This is a genomic window from Flavobacterium hankyongi (genome assembly GCF_036840915.1).
Classification (GTDB): Bacteria; Bacteroidota; Bacteroidia; order Flavobacteriales; family Flavobacteriaceae; genus Flavobacterium; species Flavobacterium hankyongi.
In genome coordinates this window covers 1,784,447-1,810,841 of sequence record NZ_CP085725.1, presented here as the reverse complement: position 1 = coordinate 1,810,841, position 26,395 = coordinate 1,784,447, and the positions used below count along the sequence as shown (strand labels likewise).

The 26,395-nt window shown below is 31.2% G+C and carries 26 protein-coding genes and 1 tRNA gene; 13 read left to right on the top strand and 14 right to left on the bottom strand.

Annotated elements, in window-relative coordinates:
- Window positions 1-21: 21 nt before the first annotated feature.
- Window positions 22-927 carry a site-specific tyrosine recombinase XerD gene (xerD, locus tag LJY17_RS08500; RefSeq protein ID WP_264543411.1) on the bottom strand — a complete coding sequence of 302 codons (906 nt, stop codon included), beginning with the start codon at window positions 925-927 and terminating at the stop codon, window positions 22-24.
- A 61-nt stretch (window positions 928-988) separates the two neighbouring features.
- On the opposite strand from xerD, the gene LJY17_RS08495 reads away from it, so the two are divergent.
- Window positions 989-1,585: a porin family protein gene (locus LJY17_RS08495; RefSeq protein ID WP_264543410.1), complete on the top strand. Its 597-nt coding sequence runs from the start codon at window positions 989-991 to the stop codon at window positions 1,583-1,585.
- 65 nt (window positions 1,586-1,650) lie between these two features.
- Here LJY17_RS08495 and LJY17_RS08490 read toward each other — a convergent pair whose 3' ends face one another.
- From LJY17_RS08490 to LJY17_RS08480, 3 genes are all read right to left on the bottom strand, one after another.
- Window positions 1,651-2,343, bottom strand: coding sequence for an outer membrane beta-barrel protein (locus tag LJY17_RS08490; RefSeq protein ID WP_264543409.1), 693 nt, complete (start codon window positions 2,341-2,343; stop codon window positions 1,651-1,653).
- A 173-nt stretch (window positions 2,344-2,516) separates the two neighbouring features.
- Window positions 2,517-3,158 (bottom strand): hypothetical protein, encoded by a 642-nt coding sequence (locus LJY17_RS08485; protein ID WP_264543408.1) that lies wholly within the window; start codon window positions 3,156-3,158, stop codon window positions 2,517-2,519.
- A gap of 173 nt (window positions 3,159-3,331) precedes the next feature.
- Window positions 3,332-3,973, bottom strand: a complete 642-nt coding sequence (locus tag LJY17_RS08480; RefSeq protein WP_264543407.1) for a porin family protein — start codon at window positions 3,971-3,973, stop codon at window positions 3,332-3,334.
- 294 nt (window positions 3,974-4,267) lie between these two features.
- Here LJY17_RS08480 and aroQ point away from each other — a divergent pair, with 294 nt between their 5' ends.
- Window positions 4,268-4,681: a type II 3-dehydroquinate dehydratase gene (gene aroQ / locus LJY17_RS08475; protein ID WP_264543406.1), complete on the top strand. Its 414-nt coding sequence runs from the start codon at window positions 4,268-4,270 to the stop codon at window positions 4,679-4,681.
- 47 nt (window positions 4,682-4,728) lie between these two features.
- A complete protein-coding gene (locus LJY17_RS08470) occupies window positions 4,729-7,203 on the top strand; it encodes a DUF5686 and carboxypeptidase regulatory-like domain-containing protein (protein ID WP_264543405.1) in 2,475 nt (824 codons plus the stop codon).
- On the opposite strand, the gene LJY17_RS08465 is transcribed toward LJY17_RS08470, so the two are convergent.
- The 4 genes from LJY17_RS08465 to LJY17_RS08450 all read right to left on the bottom strand — a co-directional run bounded on the left by LJY17_RS08465 (window position 7,200) and on the right by LJY17_RS08450 (window position 10,420).
- Window positions 7,200-7,970 (bottom strand): sulfite exporter TauE/SafE family protein, encoded by a 771-nt coding sequence (locus tag LJY17_RS08465; protein ID WP_264543404.1) that lies wholly within the window; start codon window positions 7,968-7,970, stop codon window positions 7,200-7,202. The genes LJY17_RS08470 and LJY17_RS08465 overlap by 4 nt on opposite strands.
- 81 nt (window positions 7,971-8,051) lie before the next feature.
- A complete protein-coding gene (gene murA / locus LJY17_RS08460) occupies window positions 8,052-9,362 on the bottom strand; it encodes a UDP-N-acetylglucosamine 1-carboxyvinyltransferase (RefSeq protein WP_264543403.1) in 1,311 nt (436 codons plus the stop codon).
- Window positions 9,363-9,412: 50 nt separating this feature from the next.
- The gene (locus LJY17_RS08455) at window positions 9,413-10,132 is read right to left on the bottom strand and encodes a DUF4290 domain-containing protein (RefSeq protein ID WP_264543402.1); all 720 of its coding nucleotides are present in this window, start codon (window positions 10,130-10,132) and stop codon (window positions 9,413-9,415) included.
- Window positions 10,133-10,420, bottom strand: a complete 288-nt coding sequence (locus LJY17_RS08450; RefSeq protein WP_264543401.1) for a DUF493 domain-containing protein — start codon at window positions 10,418-10,420, stop codon at window positions 10,133-10,135. It abuts the gene before it with no gap.
- Between the two features lie 117 nt (window positions 10,421-10,537).
- Here LJY17_RS08450 and LJY17_RS08445 point away from each other — a divergent pair, with 117 nt between their 5' ends.
- The 5 genes from LJY17_RS08445 (at window position 10,538) to LJY17_RS08425 (ending at window position 15,124) form a co-directional block, all read left to right on the top strand.
- Window positions 10,538-11,074, top strand: a complete 537-nt coding sequence (locus tag LJY17_RS08445) for an ATP-binding protein (protein ID WP_264543400.1) — start codon at window positions 10,538-10,540, stop codon at window positions 11,072-11,074.
- A 75-nt stretch (window positions 11,075-11,149) separates the two neighbouring features.
- On the top strand, window positions 11,150-13,045 hold the full coding sequence (locus LJY17_RS08440) for a RecQ family ATP-dependent DNA helicase (RefSeq protein ID WP_264543399.1): 1,896 nt from the start codon (window positions 11,150-11,152) through the stop codon (window positions 13,043-13,045).
- Window positions 13,045-13,995, top strand: coding sequence for a methionyl-tRNA formyltransferase (gene fmt, locus LJY17_RS08435; RefSeq protein ID WP_264543398.1), 951 nt, complete (start codon window positions 13,045-13,047; stop codon window positions 13,993-13,995). The genes LJY17_RS08440 and fmt overlap by 1 nt, the downstream gene beginning before the upstream one ends.
- A 177-nt stretch (window positions 13,996-14,172) precedes the next feature.
- Window positions 14,173-14,448: an HU family DNA-binding protein gene (locus tag LJY17_RS08430; RefSeq protein WP_264543397.1), complete on the top strand. Its 276-nt coding sequence runs from the start codon at window positions 14,173-14,175 to the stop codon at window positions 14,446-14,448.
- A gap of 115 nt (window positions 14,449-14,563) precedes the next feature.
- Window positions 14,564-15,124: a YqgE/AlgH family protein gene (locus LJY17_RS08425; protein ID WP_264543396.1), complete on the top strand. Its 561-nt coding sequence runs from the start codon at window positions 14,564-14,566 to the stop codon at window positions 15,122-15,124.
- On the opposite strand, the gene LJY17_RS08420 is transcribed toward LJY17_RS08425, so the two are convergent.
- Window positions 15,121-15,927, bottom strand: coding sequence for an aminotransferase class IV (locus tag LJY17_RS08420; protein WP_264543395.1), 807 nt, complete (start codon window positions 15,925-15,927; stop codon window positions 15,121-15,123). The two genes, LJY17_RS08425 and LJY17_RS08420, sit on opposite strands and share 4 nt — an antisense overlap.
- 63 nt (window positions 15,928-15,990) lie before the next feature.
- Window positions 15,991-16,383: an START-like domain-containing protein gene (locus LJY17_RS08415; protein ID WP_264543394.1), complete on the bottom strand. Its 393-nt coding sequence runs from the start codon at window positions 16,381-16,383 to the stop codon at window positions 15,991-15,993.
- Window positions 16,384-16,532: 149 nt separating this feature from the next.
- On the opposite strand from LJY17_RS08415, the gene LJY17_RS08410 reads away from it, so the two are divergent.
- Window positions 16,533-16,606, top strand: a tRNA-Met gene (locus tag LJY17_RS08410).
- 107 nt (window positions 16,607-16,713) lie between these two features.
- A complete protein-coding gene (locus tag LJY17_RS08405) occupies window positions 16,714-18,216 on the top strand; it encodes a sensor histidine kinase (RefSeq protein ID WP_264543393.1) in 1,503 nt (500 codons plus the stop codon).
- 44 nt (window positions 18,217-18,260) lie between these two features.
- Here LJY17_RS08405 and rny read toward each other — a convergent pair whose 3' ends face one another.
- The 3 genes from rny to LJY17_RS08390 all read right to left on the bottom strand — a co-directional run bounded on the left by rny (window position 18,261) and on the right by LJY17_RS08390 (window position 20,622).
- Window positions 18,261-19,823 carry a ribonuclease Y gene (gene rny, locus LJY17_RS08400; RefSeq protein ID WP_264543392.1) on the bottom strand — a complete coding sequence of 521 codons (1,563 nt, stop codon included), beginning with the start codon at window positions 19,821-19,823 and terminating at the stop codon, window positions 18,261-18,263.
- A gap of 206 nt (window positions 19,824-20,029) precedes the next feature.
- Window positions 20,030-20,323, bottom strand: coding sequence for a cell division protein ZapA (locus tag LJY17_RS08395; protein ID WP_264543391.1), 294 nt, complete (start codon window positions 20,321-20,323; stop codon window positions 20,030-20,032).
- A gap of 8 nt (window positions 20,324-20,331) precedes the next feature.
- Window positions 20,332-20,622, bottom strand: a complete 291-nt coding sequence (locus LJY17_RS08390; protein WP_264543390.1) for a DUF3450 domain-containing protein — start codon at window positions 20,620-20,622, stop codon at window positions 20,332-20,334.
- Between the two features lie 187 nt (window positions 20,623-20,809).
- Here LJY17_RS08390 and LJY17_RS08385 point away from each other — a divergent pair, with 187 nt between their 5' ends.
- Genes LJY17_RS08385 through LJY17_RS08375 form a run of 3 tightly spaced genes read left to right on the top strand, consistent with a single transcriptional unit; the run spans window position 20,810 to window position 25,698 of the window.
- On the top strand, window positions 20,810-22,504 hold the full coding sequence (locus LJY17_RS08385; protein WP_264543389.1) for a M23 family metallopeptidase: 1,695 nt from the start codon (window positions 20,810-20,812) through the stop codon (window positions 22,502-22,504).
- Between the two features lie 6 nt (window positions 22,505-22,510).
- Window positions 22,511-24,970 (top strand): TonB-dependent receptor, encoded by a 2,460-nt coding sequence (locus LJY17_RS08380; RefSeq protein ID WP_264543388.1) that lies wholly within the window; start codon window positions 22,511-22,513, stop codon window positions 24,968-24,970.
- 35 nt (window positions 24,971-25,005) lie between these two features.
- Window positions 25,006-25,698: a hypothetical protein gene (locus LJY17_RS08375; protein WP_264543387.1), complete on the top strand. Its 693-nt coding sequence runs from the start codon at window positions 25,006-25,008 to the stop codon at window positions 25,696-25,698.
- On the opposite strand, the gene LJY17_RS08370 is transcribed toward LJY17_RS08375, so the two are convergent.
- Window positions 25,691-26,392 carry a hypothetical protein gene (locus LJY17_RS08370; RefSeq protein WP_264543386.1) on the bottom strand — a complete coding sequence of 234 codons (702 nt, stop codon included), beginning with the start codon at window positions 26,390-26,392 and terminating at the stop codon, window positions 25,691-25,693. The genes LJY17_RS08375 and LJY17_RS08370 overlap by 8 nt on opposite strands.
- Between the last annotated feature and the right edge of the window lie 3 nt (window positions 26,393-26,395).

Here is a 26,395-nt window from a genome sequence, read left to right as displayed (position 1 = left end):
ATCCTTCGAAAGAAGGATTTTTTATTTGTTTCTAGGATGAAAAGTCTGCATTACTTGGTTTAAGTGTTTTCTGTCAACATGCATGTAAATTTCTGTTGTGGTGATAGATTCATGTCCTAACATTAGTTGAATAGATCGTAAATCGGCCCCGTTTTCTAATAGGTGAGTAGCAAATGAATGACGAAAAGTGTGAGGGCTTATCGTTTTGTTGAGGTTTATTTTTTTTGCCAAATCTTTTATAATAGTGAAAATCATAGCACGGGTAAGTTGTTTGCCTCTTCTATTTAAAAACAAAGTATCACCAAATTCTTTTTGAATGGGTAAATGAGGGCGGACTTCTTTTTTGTAAATCTCAATGTATTTTTGTGTTAAAGGACTAATGGGAACAAAACGCTGTTTGTTTCCTTTTCCTGTTACTTTTATAAATCCTTCATCAAAAAATAAATCAGATATTTTAACTGAAACCAGTTCTGATACACGAAGCCCACATCCGTAGAGTGTTTCGAGCATGGCTCTGTTACGTTCTCCTTCATTGCTAGATAAATCAATTGCATTAATCAAATTGTCTATGTCTTCAATATTTAAAGTATCGGGGAGTTTTCTCCCTAAGCGTGGAGCCTCAATTAATTCTAGAGGATTATCAACCCTGTAATCTTCAAAAATTAGATAATTAAAAAAGCTTTTTAGGCCAGAAATTATTCTTGCTTGACTCCTTGGATTTACTTTTTTCGAAACGTCATAAATAAATTCTTGGACGATTTCTTCTGTTATTGTGATTGGGCTTTTGTCTATTTGATTTTCAGTTAAATAAAGACTTAGTTTTTCAATATCGAGAGTGTAATTGTCGATGGAATTTTGTGATAATCCACGTTCTATTTTAAGATATGATTGGAAATTCTTGATGAATTTGGTCCAGTTGTTGTTCATTAAATAATATAATTTTTTAAAAAATATAGCGTTGTTTAATTATAAACTAAAATTTTTGGATATGAAATTAATTAAAAATTTAACATTAGGAACTTTTTTGTTTGTATTTGCATCAAATGCATTTGCGCAGGATAAATCAGGGGCCTCATTTGGAATTAAAGGAGGTTTAAATTACGCTACAGTTTCAAAAGGTGATTTTGAAGAAGGACCAGACCCAAGAACTAGTTTTCATATAGGTTTTATGGGGGAAGTACCATTGGTACCTAAAATTTTATCACTACAACCAGAGTTGTTGTACTCAAGACAAGGTTTTGAAAATACTATTAAACTTATTTTAGGTAATTCATATAAGGTTACTTATAAGATAGATTACATTAATGTACCAATTTTAGCTAAATTAAAATTAGGAAATGTTTTTGCTATAGAAGCTGGTCCACAATTTGGAATGAAAGTATCTGAAAAAGTTGAGTCTGACAATAATGTGTCAGATCAAAATGATGTAAATAGTTTTGATACAGCTATTGCGGGTGGTGTTTCACTAAACTTTGCGGGAGGAGCTTTTATTTTTGGACGTTATACGCAGAGTTTAAATGAAGTTGTTAAAGACTCTGGGTCTAAAAATATGGTGATTCAGGCGGGAATCGGATTTAAAATGTAGTTATCAATCTTGATCAATAAAAAAACCACGCTTTAAGCGTGGTTTTTTGTAATAATATTTTGTTATTAGAATTGGTAACCAATTCTGATTCCACCAATAACTTGTGTAGTAATTCCTGATTCTTTTCCACCAGCAATATTTACATTTGGTTGTCCTGTTTCACTGATTTCGATATCTTTATTTTTACCAGTTAAAATATTTAAACCAGCTTCAACACCTAAGAATACTTTTTTAGCGATGTAGTAATCTGCACCAGTTACAAGTCTTAAACCAAATTGAGTTCCTGCATTGTTAATGAAGTTTCCAGCATTATCTATATTTGCTCCATCAACATTGTAGAAATAATTGTTCTCAGTGTATTCAGTTTTAGCACCTTTAAAATTAAGTAATAAATCAGCACCTGCATAAGTTGATAATCTTTCTGTACCTGCGAAGTGTTTTTCAACCCCAAGGTTTAATGTGAAGTTTGAATTTTTGTTAATCGTAGTTTCAACATTGTTTGGGTTTGAATTGTCAATCGATTCAGTTTTGTTAGAGTTTGTAGCAAAACCTAAACGTAAACCTAAATCATCTTTTAAGAAATATCTGAATTTTAATACTCCAGTGTTTAAATCAAAGTTTGCATTGTTTAAACCACCAGTTAAACCAACTTCAGTAGTAACTGTACCTTTTACTGGTTTGTAAGAAGAAGTTGATTCTTGAGCGTTAGCAAAAGTAAACGCGAAAACTGCAGCAGCAGTTAATAAAACTTTTTTCATTTTTTAATGTTTTTTAAAAATTTCGATGCGAAGATAGTGTGTTTTTATTTGATTGACCAAGTGATTTTTTAATAAAAAAGTAAGTTTTGTCTTATGTAGTTGATTTTTAGTAATATATAAAAAGAAAAAACCACGCCATTGGCGTGGTTAATATTGAGAATCTAAGGTTTTTATTAGAATTTTAAAGCAAGACCTGCCATAACTTTCACTCCACCTAAAGTAGATTTTCCTTTGTAGTCAACACCTTCTTCAGTTAATTTTGATTTTAAGCTGTTTCCTTCATATCCTACGTTTAAGATAACACCTACTACATCAGTAAAGAAGTAGTTACCACCAGCGTTAACACCGTAGTTTAAACCAGAATATTTGGTTTTTTGACCACCAACATAAGCAAATGCAAGATCTTTGTCTTTACCAGAAGTAAATCCGATAGATGGACCAGCGTAAACGTTAAATTTGTCTTTGTTTACAAAATAATATCTACCTGATAAATTTACTTTAACAAGTGATACTGAAGGGTCTGAGTAACCGTAACCGTAATCAACACTTTTTGGTGTTAAAACTACGGTACCTAATTCTACGCCAATACCAGCACTGAAACTTTCAGCGATACCATATTGGAAATTAACTCCAAATTGAGCGCCAGCAGCATCAAATTTCTCTTTTGTTGAACCAGCTTCATCTAATTTATGACTACCTGAACCAGTCATGAAACCACCTAAAACATTAACTTGCATAGTTCCTTTTTGGTGTGATTGAGCACTAGCAGTTCCGATAGCTAAAACCGCTAAAGCAGAAAGTAAAACTTTTTTCATCTTTTTTGTTTTTTTAAAATTACTGAACGAATTTAAGATATTTTTTAAGTTACAAATGACGTTATGTAAGTTTTTTTATAGTTTTTTCCTTAATTTTTTGTTATGAACTTGATAATCAATAATTTATGTTTGCTGTGTTTTATGCATGGATTAGATAAGATTTTATTTGTAAATTAAAATTTATAGCCAACTGATAGACATAGAACATTATTTTTAATTTCATTATTTGAAGCTGTATCATCAATATCTGTCAAACCTATGTTGTATCTTAAACCAGCAAAAAGATTATCGGTAAAATTGTAAGACGCCCCTATGTTGAAGCTGATATCAGTTCCTTTTACTTCTTTTTTGATATCTCTTTCACCTGATCCAGAAATTATGTCTCCACCGTCATTTTCAGACCATTCATATTTGGATTTTGCTCCAACTAAAAAACCAACTTGTGGACCTGCTTCTAAAGCTAAACTTTTTATTACATAAAATTTAGCAATAACTGGGAGATTGATGTAGTTTAAGTTGAATTTATTTTCTTCATTATAAGAATAGTAATAACTTCCTATTGAATAACTCTCAGATTCTTCTGTTTTTGCACCTTGAGTTGAGAATAATAATTCAGGCTGAATTGCAAATTTGTCTGTAAGACCAATTTCTGCAAAACCTCCTAAGTGGAATCCAATTTTTGAATCAGGATCACTTCCTTCAGAAAAGCTCAAATTTGAAAGATTCAAACCAGCTTTAGCTCCAAATTTTACTTTTTGTGCATTAGCAAATCCAAAAGTGAATAGTACTAATGTTGTTAACAATACTTTTTTCATTTGTTTATAGATTTAAAATTGGTAACATTAAATTATAATATATTGATATTCAGATTATTGTTTGTATTGAATAGTTGTTAACAATTTTTTAAGTTTGAAATTATATCGCTTTAAGTAGTTGTTTTTTTAGTAGAAATGCAATATTTCTAGATACAAAAAATCCATTTAAAGAAGCCGTAAGGATTGCACTTTGATTGTAGTTCAATTTTTTTAGAGAAGTTTTTTTTAAATGAAGAATTTGAGGAACAAACTCAAATTAGAAGAAAACCCCTATATTTACTCAAAATACTAATTGTGAGAATACTTGTTATAAATGGCCCTAATTTAAATTTATTAGGAAAAAGAGAACCTGAGGTTTATGGTAATCAAGATTTTGATACTTTTTTTAAAACTATGAAATCTAAGTATTTAAAAGTTAACTTAGAGTGCTTTCATAGTAATATAGAAGGTGAAATTATTAACAAATTACAAGAAGTTGGTTTTGATTATGACGGAATTATTCTGAATGCGGGAGCTTATACTCATACTTCAATTGGTATTGGTGATTGTATAAAAGCAATTACAACTCCAGTAGTTGAAGTTCATATATCAAATACTTTTTCAAGAGAAACATTTCGACATCAATCTTATATTTCTCCGAATGCGAAAGGAATAATTATAGGTTTTGGACTCCAAAGTTACGAATTGGCAATACAATCTTTTTTATAAAAGCAACCTTTCTTTATTAAATTACGTCTTTAAAGAAAAATCTAAAAATGAGAAACCTTTTTTTAATCGCCTTTTTGTTGTTTTCTGTTTTTTCCAATTCTCAAATTAAGGGTTTGGTTACCGATGAGAATAATAATCCACTTCCTTTAGTAACAGTTTTAGTAGATAATACTTATAATGGAACCACAACAAATGAAAAAGGATTTTATGAGCTTAATTTAAAACAAAAAGGTAAGTATACTATAATTTTTCAGTATTTAGGTTTTAAGACCAAAAGAGTTACAGTTACTATTGAAAGCTTCCCGCATGAACTTAATGTAAAATTGGCTGAGGAAAGATACACTTTAAATGAAGTTGTGGTTAGTAATCAAGAAGATCCTGCAAAGCAAATTATTCGCAATGCTATTGCTTCAAAAAAAGAAAATTCTGTCAGAACAGCTAAGTATAAAGCCGATTTTTATTCAAGAGGATTAATGCGAATTAAAGATGCTCCTAAAAAAATTCTGGGTCAAGATTTAGGGGATTTTGACGGTGCCTTAGATTCAACTCGAACAGGGATTTTGTATTTATCAGAGACAGTTTCCAAACTTAGTTTTCAAAAGCCAGATAAAATGAAGGAAACAATTGTGGCTTCAAAAGTTGCTGGTAAAAACAATGGTTTTAGTTTTAATAACGCGGCAAGTGTCGAATTTGATTTTTATGAAAATTATCTTCCTTTTCAAGTAAATATTATTTCACCAATAAGTGATAATGCCTTTTCATATTATAAATTTAAAATCGATGGAAGTTTTTTTACAGAAGATAAACAACAAGTAAATAAAATTAAGGTTATACCTCGTAGAGACACCGAACCAGTGGTTGAAGGTTATATATATATTGTAGAAGATTCTTGGGCTATTTATGCTGTAGATGTCAATATAAAAGGATACCGAATGCAAACTCCAGCTTTGGATAATTTAATTTTAAAACAAAGTTTTAGTTACAATCAAAAAGATAAAATTTGGACAAAGAATACTCAGAGTTTGGATTTTGTTGCTGGATTATTAGGAATTAATCTTTCAGGAAGGTTTACTTATGTCTACAGTAATTTTGAGTTCGAACCTACTTTTGATAAAAAAACATTTACTCGTGAGGTTCTTTCTTTTGAGAAAGATTCTAATAAAAAAGACAATGATTTTTGGAATACTATAAGGCCAGTTCCTTTAACTAATGAAGAAAGTACTGATTATGTTAGAAAAGATAGTATCCAAACTTTGAGACAATCAAAAAAATATCTTGATTCGATAGATAAAAAAAGCAATAAGTTTTCTTTGTTTGATGTTGTAAGTGGTTATAGTTATAAAAATTCTTATAAGGATTGGTCTTTGAATTATACAGGATTCTTAACCAGTATTCGATTTAATACTGTTCAAGGGTATGCTTTGAGTACTGGCTTAAATTATTTGAAGACTAATAAAGATGATAGGACTTACACTTCTGCAGGTCTTGTGTTTAATTATGGTTTTGAAGAAAATAAGCTGAGAATAAAAGGAGAATTTTCTAAAAAGTTCAATAATGTTAATGATGCTTTGCTAACTTTTTCTGGAGGAAGAGATATTGTTCAGTTTAATCCAAATAACCCGATTTCAAATATTGTGAATTCGGTTAGTACTTTATTCTTTAAAAATAATTTTATGAAACTTTACGACAAGAGTTTTGTAAATGTAGGTTACAGTCAGGAAGTTTTAAATGGATTTTCGGTATTTACTAATTTGGAATATTCAGAAAGAAAGCCATTGTTTAATAATACTGATTTTACCATTGTAAAAAAAGATAAGGTATATACATCTAATAATCCTTTGTTTCCATTTGATTATGAAAATTCAATAATCACGAAGCATAATTTAGTTAAAGGAAGAATTACCGGAAAAATAAACTTCGCTCAAGAGTATTGGTCAAGACCCGATGGAAAGTTTAATTTATCAAACGATAAGTACCCAACAGTTTATTTGACTTATGAAAAAGGATTTGCAGGAAATAAATCACAATACAATTTTGATTATCTAGCCTCAAGAGTTTCACATGATTTTCTTCTTGGTAACAAAGGGAATTTAGGCTTGAATATAACTGCTGGAAAATTTTTTAATGGTGATAATATTTCTTTTGTTGATTATAAACATTTCAATGGAAATCAGACACACATTGGTCAATCAGATAGATATTTGAGCGTGTTTAATATGATGCCGTATTATAGATACAGCACGAATGATTCTTTTTTTGAAGCCCATGCAGAATATGATGATAAAGGTTTTATCGCAAATAAAATTCCACTGATTAATTTACTAAAAGTGAATATGATTTTAGGGTATCATAACTTATCATTGCCAGGAATCAATCCGTATCAGGAATTTTCAGTTGGATTGGATAATTTAGGTTTTGGTAAATTTAAATTATTCAGAATTGATTATGTTCGTTCGTATCAAAGCACAATTCAAAAAGACGGAATTGTTTTCGGTTTGAAAATATTAAATGCTCTGAATTAATTTTTTAAAAACACATCATAACTTAGGCGAATTAGAGTGCCAATAACCACAACAAGAAAAAAGATACGAATAAAACCGTTCCCTTTTTTTATTGCCAATTTTGCTCCTAGCCATCCGCCAAAACCGTTACAAACAGCCATTGGTAAAGCCATTAACCAAAGTATTTTTCCTTTGGAAATAAATAAAGCTAATGAACCTATGTTTGAAGCGATGTTTACGAGTTTTGCATTGGCTGATGCATGAAGAAAATCCAATCCGAGAACAAAAATAAAAGCAACAATAAGAAAACTTCCAGTACCTGGTCCAATAAAGCCATCATAAAAGCCAACAAAAGCACTAATTAGGATTCCGTAAAATATTGCTTTAGTGTTTGAAATTTCTTTAGGTTTATGGCTTCCAAAATCTTTTTTTATGAATGTGTAAATGGCTAATAAAATTAGGATTACCAACAGTAATGGCTTCATAAAGTCATTATTCACAATCGTAAGAACATAGGAGCCAAAGAAAGCACTAAAGCATGAAAAAAATGTCATTATAAACAATAGTCTCCAATTCATATCTACATTTTTTAAATATTGAATAGAGGCAATACTGGTCCCTGTTATACCTGGAACTTTTAATGATCCAGTTAAATTAGCGATTGGCTGATTAGGTAAAAGAATTAAAGCAATAGGAGTTTGAATTAATCCACCACCACCAGCAATGGCATCAATAAATCCAGCAAAAAAAGAGGCAATGCAAAGAAATATAATAATGTAGGTTTCCATTTTGGTTTGGTTGAAAAAGAAATTCCAAACTCCAATTATGTATCGGAATTTGGAATTTTATATAATTACATATTCAAAATATTACGCTCTAACAATATTAGCACCTAAAGCTCTTAAACGCTCATCGATACGTTCATAACCTCTGTCTATTTGTTCGATGTTTTGAATTGTACTTGTTCCTTTTGCTGTCAAAGCTGCAATTAGTAATGAAATACCAGCTCTAATATCTGGTGAACTCATTGTTGTTGCTTTTAGTTGTGATTGGAAGTTGTGTCCCATTACCACAGCTCTATGTGGGTCACAAAGCATAATTTTTGCTCCCATATCAATTAATTTATCCACGAAGAATAAACGGCTTTCAAACATTTTTTGGTGAATTAAAACATCTCCTTTAGCTTGAGTTGCAACTACTAATACAATACTTAATAAGTCTGGAGTAAATCCAGGCCAAGGAGCATCGGCAACAGTTAAAATTGAACCGTCAATGTCTGTTTTAATTTCGTATCCGTCTGTGTGAGCAGGGATATAAATATCATCTCCTTTTTTCTCTAAAGTTATTCCTAATTTTCTGAAAACATTTGGAATAACACCTAAATTTTCCCAGCTAACATCTTTAATAGTGATTTCGCTTCTTGTCATAGCAGCAAGACCAATCCATGAACCAATTTCAATCATATCTGGTAAGACTCTATGTTCGCATCCACCTAATTTATCAACTCCTTCAATAGTTAGTAAGTTTGATCCAATTCCAGTGATTTTAGCACCCATCGAATTCAGCATTTTACATAACTGTTGTAAGTAAGGCTCACAAGCAGCATTATAAATAGTTGTAGTTCCTTCTGCTAAAACAGCAGCCATAACAATATTTGCAGTACCAGTAACCGAAGCTTCGTCAAGTAACATATACGCTCCTTGTAATCTTCCGTCTATTTCTACTCCGTAAAAATGATCAGCTCTCTCGTATCTGAATTTTGCTCCAAGATTAATGAAACCTTCAAAGTGAGTGTCTAAGCGACGACGTCCAATTTTATCTCCTCCTGGTTTAGGAATGTATCCACAACCAAAACGTGCTAAAAGCGGGCCTACAATCATAATAGATCCTCTTAAACTTCCACCTTCTTTTTTAAAGGCTTCGGTTTTAAGATATTCAATATTTACTTCATCGGCTTGGAAAGTATAATCACTAGGACCGTTTTTTTGAATTTTTACACCTAAATTACCTAAAAGAACAATTAGCTTGTTAACATCAATGATATCAGGAATATTTGTAATCCTTACTTTTTCGGAAGTCAATAAAACAGGACATAATATTTGTAACGCTTCATTTTTTGCACCTTGTGGCTGAACAGTTCCTTTTAGTGGTATACCACCTTCAATTTTAAATGTTCCCATTTTAAATTATGAGTTATAAGTTATTAATTATGAGATGTGTTGTCTCTTAATTATTTAGGATTGTTATTGTTTTTTATAAATGGTTTTTTAGGGCCATTTTTTTGATTTTTTTGCTTTCCGTTGTTATTATTGTTGTTTTGAATTTTGTTAGACATGCGTTTGTTTGTACGCATCAAATCTTGAGTATTGGAAAGCTCTTCGCTAGAAGTAGTGAGGTTAAATTTACCTCCTGATAATTCGTACAAATGCTCAAAAATAACAGCATCAGTAACAGTGTCTTTATTCCAGCTTAAATATGATTTTTTCATATGATTTGCAATAACACGAACTAAAGCGTTTTTCATTTCGCCTTCTTCCCATTCGTTTGCTTTTGCAATCATATAAGTAATATTATTTCCATAAAAACGATATTTAGGGAAATTTTGTGGGTATTTCAATGGGTCTGGTTTCATCTTCAATACCTCTTTAGAAGGAATTGGATAGGGAGAATCTACATCTAAAGAAAAATCAGACATTATAAATAATTGATCCCAAAGTTTATGTTGAAAATCAGGAACATCACGCAAATGAGGGTTCATACTTCCCATAACGGAAATAATGTATTTCGCCATTTTATTGCGCTCTTCTTTTTCTTTAATAGCCAATGCTTGATCAATTAGCTTATGTAAATGACGTCCGTATTCAGGTATAATAAGCGATTTGCGTTCAGAATTGTATTCTAAATTCTGAACTACTTCGTTAGCATTTTCTCGAATATATTTTTTATCCATTTATAAAGATATTATCCCTTCAATTGTTGACACTTCTTGGTATTTTTTAATTATCTCGTCGGCGTTATTTAGCAAAACGCTTATAGAAATACTTGTAAATTTAGCATTCTTTGATTCACGAGTTTCAATGATAGCTCCCAAATTGTTAAAAGCCGCTTCTACTTGTGCAATTTTTTCAATATCGCTGGGAACAATAAATTTGTATAAGTATTCAGAAGGCCATTTTTTTGTGGTCGAATTAAGTTCTTCTTTTAATCTTTCGTAAAATTCGGTTGTTTTTTTATCCATCTTCTGCATTAAAATAAACGCAAATATAAGCTTTTTGAAATTAGAAATTATCGAATGTAAATTCAATTTTCAAAAACCAATAAGTTTGATTAAGTTTGCACCTTTATTTTTAGAGTTTTGGAAAAGGAAATTATTGTAATTACTGGCGGACCAGGTACTGGAAAGACAACGATTATTGAAGGACTAATCGAAAAGGGATTTACATGTTATCCTGAAATTTCCCGTGAAGTTACCCTAGAAGCACAAAGACAAGGAATTGATCAGTTGTTTTTGACAGAACCTTTGTTGTTCAGTCAGATGCTTTTAGAAGGTAGAATAAAGCAATATCAAAGCGCTATTAAAGAAGAAAGTACACAGGTTTTTATAGATAGAGGAGTGCCAGATGTCTTGGCTTATATGCATTTTATAGGAGATACATACCCTCAACATTTTGATGAAAGTTGCCATGATAGTAAATACAGTAAAGTATTTGTTCTACCACCTTGGGAAGATATATATGTGAGTGATCAAGCTCGTTATGAAAACTTTGAGCAGGCTAAGATTATCTACGATCATCTTAAGGAAACCTATGCAAAATACGGTTACAAACTTATAGAAGTGCCTATTGGAACTGTAAATGAGCGTATCGATTTTATTTTTACTCACCTTAAATAGTCAGTATAGTTTTAATTTTAAAAAGTTTGTTTTAAATAAGTAAACTTTTTATTTTTAGACTTTAAATACTTCTGAATGCAGCAAGCATTACAAATTCTTGAAAAATATTGGAACTATTCTTCTTTTAGACCTGTTCAGGATGAAATAATACAATCAGTATTAAAAGGTAAGGACACTTTTGGGTTAATGCCTACAGGGGGTGGGAAATCATTGTGTTTTCAAGTTCCTGGAATGGTCTTTAATGGTTTTTGTCTTGTTGTTTCTCCCTTGATTGCTTTAATGAAAGACCAAGTGGCTCAACTGCAAAGTAGGGATATTAAAGCTATAGCATTGACTGGTGGTATTAAAACAGATGAAATACTGCAATTGTTAGATAATTGCCAATTTGGGAATTATAAATTTTTGTATCTATCACCAGAGCGCCTTGAACAAGATTGGATTCTGGAACGTATTAAAAGTTTACCTGTAAGTTTAGTGGCAATTGATGAAGCACATTGTGTGTCGCAATGGGGTCATGATTTTAGACCTTCATATCTGAAAATTAAAAATTTAAAAACTCATTTTCCTAAGATTCCTTTTATAGCCTTAACAGCATCAGCTACTCCAAGAGTGCAAATAGATATTATTAATTTGTTAGGATTAGAAAATCCGAATCTTTTTTCGAAGTCATTCGCTAGAGAAAATCTAGGTTATCATATTATTAAAGCCGAAGATAAGTTGTATAAACTCAATCAAATTCTTCAAAAAAACCCTGAGTCTTCAATTATATATGTTCGTAATAGGAAAAACTGTCATGAATATGCTCAAAAATTAGCCGATTTAGGTTTTAAAACCACTTTTTATCACGGTGGATTACCTTTAAAAGAAAAAGAGAAAAACATGAACTTGTGGCTTACAGATAAAAGCCCTGTTATGATTGCTACAAGCGCTTTTGGAATGGGGATTGATAAACCCAATGTGAAAACAGTTATTCATATAAACCTGCCTGAAAATTTAGAAAGCTATTATCAGGAAGCGGGGAGAGCTGGTAGAAACGGAGAAAAGGCATTTGCAATTTTAATAAGTTCACCTTCAGATATCATTCAGGCTGAAAATCAGTTTATAAATGTATTGCCAGATGTTAAGTTTCTCAAAGAAGTTTATCTAAAACTCTGTAATTATTTTCAAATAGCATATGGGGAAGGCATTAATGATGAATTTCCTTTTAGTTTAAATCAGTTTTGTTTACAATATAAATTTCCAGTTTTAAAAACATTTAATTCCCTTCAGTTTTTAGACAGACAAGGAGTGATAAGTCTTTCTCAGGAATTTTCAGAAAAAGTACAAGTTCAGTTTTTATTGGAATCTAAAGAAGTTATTCGTTACATAAGTCTCAATCCTGATGATGAACCAATTATTTCGACAATTTTAAGAAGTTATCCAGGGATTTTTGATCTTCAAATTAACATCAATTGTGCTTTTGTAGCTAAGAAAACAGGGACGTCAGAAGTTAAAGTGCTAAATTTGCTGGAGAAACTTAAAAATTTAAATATAGTTGACTGTTTTTTTCAGCACAATGAGTCTAAAATTGTTTTTTTAGAAGTCCGTGAAGATGAGAGAACAATTAATCGAATATCAAAACATTTGGAAAACCAAAATTCGGTGAAAAAGGAACAAATGCAAGCAATGATAAAATATGTTTTAAATGAGACAAGTTGTAAAAGTCAATTGCTTCTGGAATATTTTGGAGAAACAAATAGTAATGAATGTGGAGTTTGTTCTTATTGTGTTTCTAAAAAAGTAAAAAAAACTCCTGTTGAAGATTTAAAGTTTGAGATAATGAATCTTTTACAACAAAAAGAGATGACAACTAGAGAAATAGTCTCATTGGTTGGAGTAAGTGAAGAGCAAGTGTTAGAGGTGGTTAAAAAGTTGTTAGAATATAATATGGTTTCTATTAATAGTAGAAATCAATTTACAATAGTAAAATAATGGAAAAATTAAGAATTGTTTTTATGGGTACTCCCGAATTTGCTGTGGGAATCCTAGATGCAATAGTAAAAGATGGTAAACACGAAGTTGTTGGAGTCATAACCGCTGTAGATAAGCCTGCAGGACGTGGGCAAAAAATAAAATATTCGGCAGTAAAAGAATATGCAATTGAAAAAGGATTGAGATTATTGCAGCCTTCTAATTTAAAAAGTGAAGATTTTTTAGAAGAGTTAAAATCGCTTAATGCAAATTTGCAAGTGGTTGTTGCTTTTAGAATGCTTCCTAAAGTGGTTTGGGCTATGCCTAAATACGGAACATTTAATTTACATGCTTCGCTTTTACCAAATTATAGAGGAGCTGCTCCTATTAATTGGGCCATAATTAATGGAGAAACTAAAACTGGTGTAACTACATTTTTTATTGATGAGAAAATTGATACCGGCGCTATGATTCTTAGTAAAGAAATTAATATATCAGAAAATGAAACGGCTGGAGAGTTGCATGATAAACTAATGGTTTTAGGTTGCGAGGCTGTTGTTGAGACTCTAGATAAAATAAGTCAAGGTGATGTGACTGCTATAATACAACAAGATACTCCAGAAATAAAAACAGCTTACAAGTTAGATAGGGAAAATTGTAAAATAGATTTCAATAGAGGAATTGATGAGGCTTATAATTTGATACGAGGTTTGAGTCCATATCCATCAGCATATTGTTTTTTTAAAGATGGTGATGAAGAATGGAATGTTAAGATATATGAGGTAAGAAAGGAAGTTGTAGACCATGATTTAGAATTTGGGAGTGTTGTGACAACAAAAAAAGAAATGAAAATTGCAGTTTCTGGCGGATTTATTCACGTAATTTCAATTCAATTTCCTGGGAAAAAGAAAATGTTGATTCATGAATTGCTTAACGGGATGACTTTTTCTGATCAAGCTAAGGCTGTTTAAGGCTAATAAAATAAGGGTTTCGCGGTTTTAGTAGGGAAAACAAGTGTTGTTTATCAACAAATTACTTGAGTTATTAACAAAAACAACAAAAAATCGCCTAAACTGTTGTATAGTAAGGAAATCCTATTAAATTTGTAAGTGTAAGTATTAATATTAACCAATCAATTAATAACAATTATGAACAAATCAGATTTAATCGATGCTATGGCTGCTAACGCAGGGATTACAAAAGCTGCTGCTAAATTAGCTTTAGAATCATTTTTAGAAAATGTTGAAGGTACTTTGAAAAAAGGTGGAAGAGTATCTTTAGTTGGATTTGGATCTTGGTCAGTATCTAAGAGAGCTGCAAGAGATGGAAGAAACCCTCAAACAGGAAAAACTATCAAAATTGCTGCTAAAAACGTAGTGAAATTCAAAGCTGGTGCTGAATTAGAAGGTGCAGTAAACAAATAATAGTTTGCATAAAGAAATAGAGCCACGCTTTGCGTGGCTTTTTTTATGCTTTTTAACGATTTTATTTGGGAATTACATAAATTAATTGTTAAATTTAAGTCTAAATCTTAATGTTATGATTTCTGTACGACCAAAAAAAGGGCACTTACTGGTAGCAGAACCCTCTATTACAGGAGACTTATCTTTTAATAGATCAGTGGTTTTGTTGGCAGATCATAATGAAGATGGTTCTGTAGGATTTATCCTAAACAAACCACTTGGTTATACACTTCACGATTTAATTCCTGAAATTGATGCAACTTTCAAAATTTATAATGGAGGTCCAATAGAACAGGATAATTTGTACTTTATTCATAATGTCCCATTATTAATTCCTGAAAGTATTGAAATAGCTGAAGGAATTTATTGGGGAGGAGACTTTGAACATGCTAAAAACCTTATTAATGAAGGTAAAATAGGCAGGTCAAATGTTCGATTTTTTCTTGGCTATTCGGGTTGGGACGCAGAGCAATTGCAACATGAGTTAGAAGCTAATTCTTGGATCATTTCGGAAAATGGTTTGCGAAACAAAATTATTGGGAAATCGGCTACAGATTTTTGGAAAGAAAAAATCATCGAACAAGGAGGTGATTACCTCATTTGGTCAAACGCGCCAGAAAATCCAATTTACAATTAACCTAAACGTATTTTAGTGTTTAATTTAGAAATTAAAGTCTGAGATAAATTTGTTTCAAACTCTTTCTTCCTGTATTTGGTTACGGGTTGAATTCCTTTAATCACATTGGTAATAAATAATTCGTCGGCCTTTTGTAGATCGAAAGGGGAAATATTTACTTCTTCTACAGTTAAGCCTTCAATTGTTTTTGCTAAAGCAATAATTTGCTTTCTCATAATTCCATTAAGACATCCTTCTGAAATTGGAGGAGTAATCAATTTGTTGTCCTTAAGCATAAAAATGTTACCGTTAAGTGCTTCGGTGACATTTTTATCTTCATTTAGTAAGATACAATTGTCTAATCCATTTTCATCTGCGTAAATGCTTCCAGTAATTTGAACTATTTTGTTAGTACTTTTAAGTGTAGAAATCAATTGTTTTGAAACGTAAAAGTCTTTGAAGATATCAACTTCATAAGATGAGTTTTCTATCTGATAGATTGGTTTTTCAATTTTTGAAACTGAAATAACATATTCAATGTTGTTGTCTTTTGGTAAATAAAAACCACCTTCTTTACGAAAAACAGTTATTCTTACTCTTGCAGATGCTTCAAATTGTTCTTTTTTTACTTCATTGAGTATTTCCTTTTCAAAAAATTCCATAGTAAAATTCATTGGAATCTCCATTCTTAAAATTCTCATTGATGCCATTAATCTGAAATAATGATCTTCTAAAAAAAGAATTTTACCGTCTAAAATTTTAACAGTTTCAAATAAAGCATCGCCGTAAAGAAATCCGCGATTGTGAAGTAATGAGTTTTGCATAAAAAATCCCGCTATGTTTTAATTACAAAGCGGGACAAATATAAGTCTAATAATTTTTAAATGCTAAACAGAACCAATAACATGTTTTAGGTCTGAAATTTGGTTTTCCCACAGCATTTTAGCTTCGTCTAAATCATCATGTTCAGCAAAATCAACTACCATCAACGATACATCTTTTGTGATGTCGTCTTCAAGTATTCTTAATTCAAAATAATATTCAGTGTCTTTGTTTTCAGAATCAACCCATCTGAATTTTATTTTTTCTCCATTTTTTTTAGAAAAAAGACGTGCTCTTTCTTCTGAATCGTCCCATTTGAAAGTGAAAAATTCGCCACGTGAATTTACGTTATCTGCGAACCATTCTTGCAGTCCTGAAGGCGTAGAAATATATTGATAAAGTAATTGCGGAGATGAATGTATTGGGAACTCTAGTTCGTAACGTATTTTGTTGTCCATTGGTATTAAATTTGGCGTAATATATATAATATAGGATAGAAAAAAAAATAATTTTTAAAATAAATAATTTTTAAAAATATATTTGCAAGCTTTAAATATAGTCTTATATTTGCACCCGCATTCGGCAAGGATGTGAGACCAACAAAAATGGCGAGGTAGCTCAGTTGGTTAGAGCGCAGGATTCATAACCCTGAGGTCACGGGTTCAACTCCCGTCCTCGCTACAAAAAGCCCAGTATTTACTGGGCTTTTTTATTTCAAACAACTTGTAAATGAGAAAGTTGGTAGATTTAAAATTTTTTAGGTACATTGCCGCCATAAATTTCTCTCTATGAATAACGGCTACTTGGAAGATTTAGAGAATGATTATTTGAAAAAAATTGTATCTCAACAGAAAGATTTATTCTTTCAGTTTACTCTCGCGTCAGATTTAAAGGTTTCAATTAATTTTTTACGAGGATTAGTCGATGACTTTTTTGAATACTCACTTGAGCAAATAAACTGTAATCCCAATTTAATTTTTGAGAATAGAATCAACAGAGAAGACCTTCAGAAAATGAAAAGAGTATTTTTTGAAAGTATAGATACTCTTAAAAGTTGTGAATTTGATTATAGGGTTTCTTTACCAAAAGCCGGGGATAAATGGTATCGCGTTGTAGGAAGTTGTGAACGTACTATTGACGGTATAGCATTTTATGGGACTAATAGTGATGTTACATCTTTAAAATACCAAGAAACAGAATATAAAATATCTGAAGCGAGAAGTCAGTTTGCTAACTTAGCTTCAGGAATTGGTGTTTGGGATTGGAATATGGTTACGAATGAGGTCTTTTATTCGGCACAATCATTAAAAATACTCGAGCTGGAAAATAGTGGTCTTGATTTAATTTCGAACCCAGAAAAATGGGATGAATTAGTGCATCCAGATGATCTTGATGTTTATTTTGGTAATATAAAAGAGCATTTTGATGGGAAAATCCCTTATTATGAAACCTATCATAGAGTATTATGTAACGGAATTTATAAGTGGATTCTTGACAGGGGTAAAGTGATTTCTCGTGATACAGATGGTACACCATTAAGAATCATTGGAACGCATACAGATGTTACCTCTCAAAAAATTAGAGAACAAAAGTTACAGGAAACACTTGATTTGGTAAACAATCAAAAAAGTAAATTATTAAATTTTGCGCACATAGTTTCTCATAATTTAAAAAATCATACAGGTAATTTAAGTTCGCTTCTTAAAATGCATGCTGAAGATTATTTAACCACAGAAGAGACCTTGTCGAGTATTAGAATTGTTTCAGATGAGCTTACAACAACTATTGAAAATTTAGTGGAATTGGTAAATATTCAGGTTTCGACAAATATTGAAAGTCAAAATTTAAATGTTTTAGAGTATTTCAACAAAGTTGTATTGCTTTTAAGTGATGATATTAGAAAAGGCGAAGTAAAAATAATAAACAGAATCCCAGATAACTTAAAAGTATGGTTTATTCCGGCTTATTTAGATAGTATTTTGCTGAACCTTACAACTAATGCAATAAAATATTCTGATCCGTCAAAAGGACCTATGATTGAATATTATGTTGAAGAAGAAGGTGGGTTTGATGTGTTGTGTGTAAAGGATAATGGATTGGGAATCGATTTAGAGAAATACAGGGACTCTATTTTTGGATTGTATAAAACATTTCATAGAAATGAAAATTCAACAGGAATTGGCTTGTATATAACTAAAAATCAAGTAGAGGCGATGGATGGCAAGATAGAAGTAGACAGTGTTGTGGGTGAGGGAACAGTTTTTAAAGTTTATTTTAAAAAGAAATCATAAAAAAGACCGCATTAGCGGTCTTTTTGTTTTTATGTGTGTTTTTCTTATTTAGCAATGTTAACTGCTCTAGTTTCTCTAATAACAGTGATTTTTACTTGTCCAGGATAAGTCATTTCTGTCTGTATTTTGTGAGAAATATCAAATGATAATTTAGAAGCCATTTCATCAGATACTTTTTCGCTTTCTACAATTACACGTAGTTCACGACCAGCTTGGATAGCATAAGCACTTTTTACACCGCCAAATCCATAAGCGATATCTTCAAGATCTTTTAATCTTTGGATATATGAATCTAAAACTTGACGACGAGCTCCAGGACGAGCTCCCGAAATAGCATCACATACTTGAATGATTGGTGATAATAATGACTTCATCTCAATTTCGTCATGGTGAGCTCCAATTGCATTACAAACTTCTTCTTTTTCACCATATTTCTCAGCCCATTGCATTCCTAATAATGCGTGTGGTAAATCACTTTCTGTATCTGGAACTTTTCCTATATCGTGTAATAAACCAGCTCTTTTAGCAAGTTTTACGTTTAGTCCAAGTTCAGCAGCCATTAAACCACAAAGTTTAGCAACTTCGCGTGAGTGCTGTAAAAGGTTTTGACCATATGATGAACGGTATTTCATACGTCCCACGATTTTGATTAATTCAGGGTGTAAACCGTGAATTCCTAAATCGATAACGGTGCGTTTTCCAACTTCAATGATTTCGTCTTCAATTTGTTTTTGTGTTTTTGCAACAACTTCCTCGATACGAGCTGGGTGAATACGTCCGTCAGTAACTAATTTGTGTAGTGCAAGACGTGCAATTTCACGACGCACAGGATCAAAGCATGATAAGATAATTGCTTCAGGAGTGTCATCTACAATGATTTCAACACCAGTTGCAGCTTCAATAGCACGAATATTACGTCCTTCACGTCCAATAATACGTCCTTTTACATCATCAGATTCAATATTAAATACAGAAACACAGTTTTCAACAGCTTCTTCTGTTCCAACACGTTGAATTGTATTGATGATTACTTTTTTAGCTTCTTGTTGTGCTGTTAATTTAGCTTCTTCAAGAGTTTCTTGAATATAAGCCATAGCATTAGTTTTGGCTTCAGCTTTTAAGCTTTCCACTAATTGATTTTTTGCATCGTCTGCAGAAAGTCCAGAAATTACCTCAAGTTGTTCTACTTGAGATTTGTGCATTTTTTCTATCTCAGCCGATTTTTTGTCTAAAGCTTCAATTTTAGTTTGATACTCAGCAGCTTTACTTTCAAACTCGTCGTTAACTTTTTTAGCTTTTGCCAATTCGTTTGAAATTTGAGATTCCTTATCACGAACCCTTTTTTCAACTTCGGCAACTTTTCTGTCTCTTGAAAGGATAACTTGTTCGTGCTCAGCTTTTAATTCAATAAATTTTTCTTTTGCTTGTAAAATTTTATCTTTCTTGATGTTCTCTGCTTCTTGATTTGCATCTTTTAAAATTGATGCTGCTTCTTTTTTAGCATTTTTAATCAAGTTAGAAACGTTACTTTTTTCAATGAATTTTGCAATCCCAAATCCGCCAGCTAATCCTATAATTCCAGCAATAATTATTGTTAAAATGTCCATAGTTTTTTGAATGTTTATATATAAAAAAACCTACATTAGAAGAAATGTATAAACTCGTATTGACAAGTTTTGAGCTAACCCGTTTTTCAAGCTTCCTACTTAAAGGCCTGCTATAGTAACGGAGATTTGCCCATTCTAATTTGTTAGCGTTGAGTTTATCAAATAAGTACTAATGTAGGTAGTATTTTTAGTGTATGTAAAGAGCGTTATTTATCTAGATAATCTGCTAATAAATCATTTAATTTTTCCAATTTGATTTTAGTTGTTTCTTCAATAGTAGATTTCTCTATCTGTCTTTGTTCAACTTGAGCTGCAAATTGTAAAGCGCACATGGCCAAAACATCTTGTTTGTCACGTACTGCATAATTTTGTTCAAATTGTTTAATCATGGCATCTATTTTTTTTGAAGCACTTCTTAGTCCTTCTTCCTGACTTGGGTCTACTGTTAAGGGGTAAACACGATCAGCTATAGATATCTTAATTTTTAATTTTTCACTCATTATGCGTTTTAATCAGATAATTGTGCTATACAATAGTCAATTTCTCTAATTAATGAATTTATTTTAAGCTTTGTATCTCGTTTATATTCGTCACTACCAAGTAATGAATTTGTGATTTTTATAGAGTCAAATCTTGACTTTAAATCTTTTATTTCTTGTTCCTGATTTTGGATAATTTTTTCAGCTTGATCTAGCTTTTGTTGGATTTCTTGATTTGATTGGTGTAAACTCTCCATTTTATTTAAGAGTTTCTGAAACCTAACTTCAAGAGAATCAACTATTCCTCCAATATCGCTCATTTCAATAAAAATTCATTACATAACTTCACAAAGTTAATATTCCTGATGAATTATAACAATATCTTTAGAAAAAAAAATGAAATTTATCACTTTTTACTTCTAGTTTGTTTGTTTTCTTAGGGTTATATATGTTTATTGTACGTATTTTTTTATAAAACAATTTGTTATATTAGCGCAAATGTTTTTTATGAGATTTTTAATTTTTTTGATACTGTTTTTAGCTAATTACTCAATTGGTCAAGATAAATACCCTAAAGATTATTTTAGATCTCCATTAGATATTCCTTTGTCATTAGCGGGCTCATTTGGTGAACTTCGCCCCAATCATTTTCATTCAGGAATCGATTTTAGAACACAACAAAAAGAAGGCCTTCCAGTTTATGCCAGTGCTGATGGCTTTATTTCAAGAATAAGAATATCTACTACGGGTTATGGGAAATCAATTTATATAGATCATCCTAATGGATATACTACTGTTTACGGACATTTACAGCGTTGTGCTCCTGATATTCAAAATGTGTTAAATAAAGAGCATTATACCAAGCAGAATTATGAAATAGAAATACGCCCAAAAGCAAATGAAATGCCAGTTAAAAAAGGTGATTTAATTGCATATTCTGGGAATACTGGTGGTTCAAGTGGTCCTCATTTGCATTTTGAAATTAGGGATACTAAGTCTGAATTCATAATTAATCCATTGTATTTTGGACTGTGTGATAGCTTAAAGGATACAAAAAAACCAGTTCTTAATTCAATTTTAGCTTATCCTTTAGATGCTAATTCTCAAATAAATGGCTCGGCAAATCCTGTTTTCTTAAATCTAAATTTACAAAAAGACGGAACATATATTTCAAATCCAATTACCGCTAGTGGGAAAATAAGTTTTGGAATTAATGCTTATGACTTGGCAAACAATAGTTATGGGAAGAATGGTATTTTTAAAATGAGTTCTTTTGCTAATGGATTGCCTTATTTTGGATATGAGTTTGAAACATTTTCTTTTGATGAAACAAAACTCATCAATACCTTTATTGATTATTCTAGATATCAATCTCAAAAACAGCGTTTTCAAAAATTGTTTGTTGGTTATTTTTATCCGCAAAATATTATAAAAACTAAAAAAAATGATGGTATTCTAAATGTTTCGTCTAATCTCACTACAAACTACAAAATAGTTCTTGAAGATTTTAATCAAAACAAGACAGAAGTCAATATTCCTGTAACTTATGGAGTCTTGCCAATAACGCAACAAAAAAGTGAAAAAGTAACTCCTTATTTTCTAAAAGCTTTAAATGAACAGAGTTATACTAAAGATGATATTTCTGTTTTTATACCTGAAAAAACTTTTTACGAGGATTTCTATTTAGACTTTGACGTTAAAAATAATGAGCTTTTTCTGCACAACGATTCTGAAGCTGTTAATGGAAACATTACTATCAGTTTTGATGTTACAAAAATTCCTGAAAATGAAAGAGAAAAAATGTTTATTGCCAATTTAGACGGGACAAGAATTGAATATAACAAAACTTACAAAAAAGAAAACCTATTTACAATCTACACCAAAAAATTAGGTAAATTCTTTTTGTCTAAAGATGAAGAAGCTCCTAGAGTTTACAATCCAAGTTTTAAAGATGAAGATGTTTTAGATGATGCAAAGACCTTTAAGATTTATATTTCGGATAATTTGTCTGGAATAAAAGAATACAACGCTTTTTTAAACGATAAATGGATTTTAATGGAATATGAAACTAAATTGAATAGGCTGACTCATAATTTTTCTGACGATATTTTTATTAATGGAAGGAATGATTTTAAACTAATTGTAAAAGATAATATGGGAAATTCTACTACATTTGAATCCTATTTTACCAAAACCAAATAAAATATTTTGAAAACCTTATATTCCTTTTTGTTTTTTCTAGTTTCTATTGTATCATTTGCCCAAACTTCAAGGGTTAAAGGGATTATTTTAGATGAAAATAATCAACCAGTAGAAAATGTAAATGTCATTTTTCAGGAAAATAAAACTGTAAGTAATTCGAATGGTTTTTACATCTTGACAATCCCATCAAATGTTAAATCGAACCTTAAATTTTCCCATGTATCACTTAAAACGGCAGTTATTTCTTTAGAATTAAAGCCAAATGAAGATTATGAGTTCAATATTATTCTTAAAAGTAACGTAGAGCAAATAGGAGAAGTGGTAATTACAAATAATAGCCGAAAAAGAGTAGAAGGTGTTACAACTATTTCTCCTAAAGCTATTCGTTTAATTCCCGGAGCCAATGCAGGTGTTGAAAACATCATTAAAACATTACCAGGGGCAAGTGGAAACAATGAATTGAGCACAGGATACAATGTTCGAGGAGGAAATTATGACGAAAACTTAGTTTATGTTAATGAAATAGAAGTGTACAGACCTTTTTTGATTCGTTCTGGACAACAAGAAGGATTGAGTTTTACAAACACTGATTTGGTTCAAAATGTTGATTTCTCAGCAGGAGGTTTTCAAGCAAAATTTGGAGATAAATTGTCTTCAGTTCTTGATATTACGTATAGAAGACCAACAAAATTTGGAGCCTCATTAGAAGCTAGTTTCCTTGGTGGAAGTTTAGCAATGGAAAATGCTTCGAAAAATCAAAAATGGACTGCTGTTACTGGAGTTCGCTATCGTGATAATAGATTGTTGGTGAATAGCCAAAAAACTGAAACAGATTTTAAACCACGTTTTGCAGATATTCAAACCTACATCACATTTACGCCAAATGCGAAATGGCAACATGGATTTTTAGGTAATATATCTCAAAATAAATATGATTACAAGCCGCTTTTTAGTAAAACAAATTTTGGTACTATTAGTGAACCAATAGCTTTATTAATTGAATATCAAGGTCAAGAAAAAGACAGATACACTACATTTTTTGGTGCTTACAAAGGGATTTATGCAGTTAATGATAATTTTGATTTAAAATTCATTGGATCTGCTTATCATACTATGGAACAAGAGTACTTTGATATTCTTGCCGAATATAGATTAGGAGAAGTAAATTCTAATTTAGGAGATGATAACTTCGGAAATGTTGAGTATACACGTGGTGTAGGATCACAATTAACGCATGCCCGAAACGATTTAGATGCTTTAATTATGAATGTAGAAGTAAAAGGAATTCATAAAAAAAATGATGACCAAATTGAATGGGGTTTAAAATATACTCATGAAAGTATTCGTGATCGTTTAAGAGAATGGGAAGTGGTAGATTCAGCTGGTTTTTCTTTAAATAACCCAATTTTAGATATTCCTATTAATGAACAACCTTACACACCTTATACAGGTCCTTTGGTTCCGTATAGTAATGTAAGAGCTACTAATTTTGCCAACATAAACAGATTTTCAGGTTATGCGCAATGGAATAGAAGAACAAAGTGGAATGAGCATGATATTTTTACCAATATTGGTGTTCGTGCTCATGAATGGCAGGTGAGTGGTGATAATATTTCGGGTAAAAGTCAAATTACTATAAGCCCTCGTGCTCAATTTGCTATTAAACCTAATTGGGAAAAGGATATGCTTTTCAGACTTTCGGGAGGTTTGTACCATCAGCCGCCTTTTTATCGTGAGTTAAGAGATAGCTTGGGAGTTGTTCAGCCCAATGTAAAAGCACAGCAATCTGTTCATGTAGTTCTTGGAAATGATTTTAGTTTTAAAATGTGGAATCGCCCTTTTAAATTGGTTTCTGAATTATACTATAAGTCACTTTCAAATGTTAATACTTACACGCTTGACAATGTTCGTATACGATATGAGGCAAATAATGACGCAAAAGCATACGCTCAAGGGTTAGATTTGCGTTTAAATGGAGAGTTTGTTCCTGGAACAGAGTCGTGGTTGAGTTTTGGATATTTAAAAACAGAAGAAAACATCAACAATAGAGGGTATATTGCAAGACCAACAGATCAAAGATTAAAGTTTGGAGTTTTATTTCAGGATTATGTGCCAAACATTCCAGCCTTAAAAATGTACCTGAATTTAGTCTATAATACAGGATTACCGGGTGGATCTCCATCATATGCCGATCCATATGATTATCAATTGAGATTGAGAGATTATCGTAGAGCCGATGCTGGTTTCTCTTATGTTTTTACAGATAGAGCAAGAGCTAAGGAAGAAGGAAGTTGGCTTTATAAATTTAGAGAATTGTCATTAGGATTAGAAATATTTAATATGTTTAATAATCAAAATGCAATTACAAACACATGGGTTAGAGATGTTTACACAAAACAGCAATATGGAGTGCCTAACTACTTAACATCTCGTGTTTTTAGTGTTAAGTTGATTGCCAAATTGTAATTTTTTTAAAATATATTTGATTAAAACTTAAAAGCATGAAAAAGATAATTGTTTATATTCTTCCGCTTTTTTCACTTTTTTGGAATTGTAAAGAAGAACAAAAGCCAAAAGTGAAATATGATAAACCAACTAATAAAGTTGAAGTGAAAAAAGACACTTCAAAATTATTAGTAGCTGATTTACCACTTCAGTTTTCAAATTCGAATGTATTATTATACACCATTGGTGAATTACAAGTTAGCAGTTTTCAAAAAGGAAGTTATTCTGAAAAAATGGATGCTGAAACAACGTTTAATGTTTCTAATGTTTTAGAAGATGAGTTGACAGGATATCTTCAAAATGTAAAATTTCAGCAAATAGGGACAGATTCATTACATGTCTTAACTGATAAAGTAGTTATGATTGAGCGAATGACCTATCTTAAATCTAAAAAAATGTTAGTTTATGTGTTGGCAGATGCCGATACTAATCAAGACAGTAAAGTAGATTCTGATGATATCAAATCATTATATATTAGTAATGATATGGGTAAAAACTTTACCAAAGTATCTCCGGAACTTCAAGAGTTAATTGATTGGAATTATGTGGAAGTTGCTAATAAAATATTTTTTAGAACCATTGATGACCAAAACAAAAATGGTGCTTTCGATAAAAATGACGAATTGCATTATTTCACCGTAAATGTATCAAAGGATTGGAAAGCAGAAGAGTTTAAGGTGGTTAAATAAGAATATCACTCTCCAAATCAGATTTTTCAATTTCGAAATCAAAACCTAATCGTTCAACAAGTTCGATAACGAGTTTTTTGTACCAGTTTTCACTTTTTGGATGAATATAAATCTTCTCGATTAAGGTGTTTATATCAACATGAATTTTTAATCCGTCGTTTATGGTCATTTGTTGATTTGTAACGTCTGATATTATGCGAATCTCTCTTTCATACTGAAAACTTTTTCGTTTGAACAAGAAAGGGAAAAAAGCATCGTCAAAAGGGATGTATTCCTTCTTATAGTCTATATAATTTACTTCACCAATGTATTGCTCGAAATGTCTTTCTGGGTGTAAAGCTTCTTTTAGCCTCCCTATTGTGGACTGAATGGCAAGTCCTTCATTGTTTTTTGTGAAAATTTGCCACATGGCAAAACTCTCATATTCATTGGTGTGCCAGCTACTAACTACCACATTTTCACGATGTGATTTGTAGTAATCAAGAAATTTAGGATTGTTTTCAGATATTTTTTTAATTTCTTCAAAGGTGGGTTCACTAAATGTGCCTTCGTATTGATCTTCAAATTTATCAGATCGCGACATAAACATTTTACCTGATAGTAAAATATCTAAAAATTTTGAAAGGTCAAGATATTTCCACACAACAGTATTGGGATCTTCTGGTAATTTGATATTGTTGTTTGGAATATACATACG

Bases quoted from the DNA above. Each gene is read 5' to 3' on its own strand.
- xerD (WP_264543411.1), bottom strand. From the start codon at position 927: ATGAACAACAACTGGACCAAATTCATCAAGAATTTCCAATCATATCTT.
- LJY17_RS08495 (WP_264543410.1), top strand. From the start codon at position 989: ATGAAATTAATTAAAAATTTAACATTAGGAACTTTTTTGTTTGTATTT.
- LJY17_RS08490 (WP_264543409.1), bottom strand. From the start codon at position 2,343: ATGAAAAAAGTTTTATTAACTGCTGCTGCAGTTTTCGCGTTTACTTTT.
- LJY17_RS08485 (WP_264543408.1), bottom strand. From the start codon at position 3,158: ATGAAAAAAGTTTTACTTTCTGCTTTAGCGGTTTTAGCTATCGGAACT.
- LJY17_RS08480 (WP_264543407.1), bottom strand. From the start codon at position 3,973: ATGAAAAAAGTATTGTTAACAACATTAGTACTATTCACTTTTGGATTT.
- LJY17_RS08470 (WP_264543405.1), top strand. From the start codon at position 4,729: ATGAGAAACCTTTTTTTAATCGCCTTTTTGTTGTTTTCTGTTTTTTCC.
- LJY17_RS08465 (WP_264543404.1), bottom strand. From the start codon at position 7,970: ATGGAAACCTACATTATTATATTTCTTTGCATTGCCTCTTTTTTTGCT.
- murA (WP_264543403.1), bottom strand. From the start codon at position 9,362: ATGGGAACATTTAAAATTGAAGGTGGTATACCACTAAAAGGAACTGTT.
- LJY17_RS08455 (WP_264543402.1), bottom strand. From the start codon at position 10,132: ATGGATAAAAAATATATTCGAGAAAATGCTAACGAAGTAGTTCAGAAT.
- LJY17_RS08450 (WP_264543401.1), bottom strand. From the start codon at position 10,420: ATGGATAAAAAAACAACCGAATTTTACGAAAGATTAAAAGAAGAACTT.
- LJY17_RS08440 (WP_264543399.1), top strand. From the start codon at position 11,150: ATGCAGCAAGCATTACAAATTCTTGAAAAATATTGGAACTATTCTTCT.
- fmt (WP_264543398.1), top strand. From the start codon at position 13,045: ATGGAAAAATTAAGAATTGTTTTTATGGGTACTCCCGAATTTGCTGTG.
- LJY17_RS08430 (WP_264543397.1), top strand. From the start codon at position 14,173: ATGAACAAATCAGATTTAATCGATGCTATGGCTGCTAACGCAGGGATT.
- LJY17_RS08425 (WP_264543396.1), top strand. From the start codon at position 14,564: ATGATTTCTGTACGACCAAAAAAAGGGCACTTACTGGTAGCAGAACCC.
- LJY17_RS08420 (WP_264543395.1), bottom strand. From the start codon at position 15,927: ATGCAAAACTCATTACTTCACAATCGCGGATTTCTTTACGGCGATGCT.
- LJY17_RS08415 (WP_264543394.1), bottom strand. From the start codon at position 16,383: ATGGACAACAAAATACGTTACGAACTAGAGTTCCCAATACATTCATCT.
- LJY17_RS08405 (WP_264543393.1), top strand. From the start codon at position 16,714: ATGAATAACGGCTACTTGGAAGATTTAGAGAATGATTATTTGAAAAAA.
- rny (WP_264543392.1), bottom strand. From the start codon at position 19,823: ATGGACATTTTAACAATAATTATTGCTGGAATTATAGGATTAGCTGGC.
- LJY17_RS08395 (WP_264543391.1), bottom strand. From the start codon at position 20,323: ATGAGTGAAAAATTAAAAATTAAGATATCTATAGCTGATCGTGTTTAC.
- LJY17_RS08390 (WP_264543390.1), bottom strand. From the start codon at position 20,622: ATGAGCGATATTGGAGGAATAGTTGATTCTCTTGAAGTTAGGTTTCAG.
- LJY17_RS08385 (WP_264543389.1), top strand. From the start codon at position 20,810: ATGAGATTTTTAATTTTTTTGATACTGTTTTTAGCTAATTACTCAATT.
- LJY17_RS08375 (WP_264543387.1), top strand. From the start codon at position 25,006: ATGAAAAAGATAATTGTTTATATTCTTCCGCTTTTTTCACTTTTTTGG.
- LJY17_RS08370 (WP_264543386.1), bottom strand. From the start codon at position 26,392: ATGTATATTCCAAACAACAATATCAAATTACCAGAAGATCCCAATACT.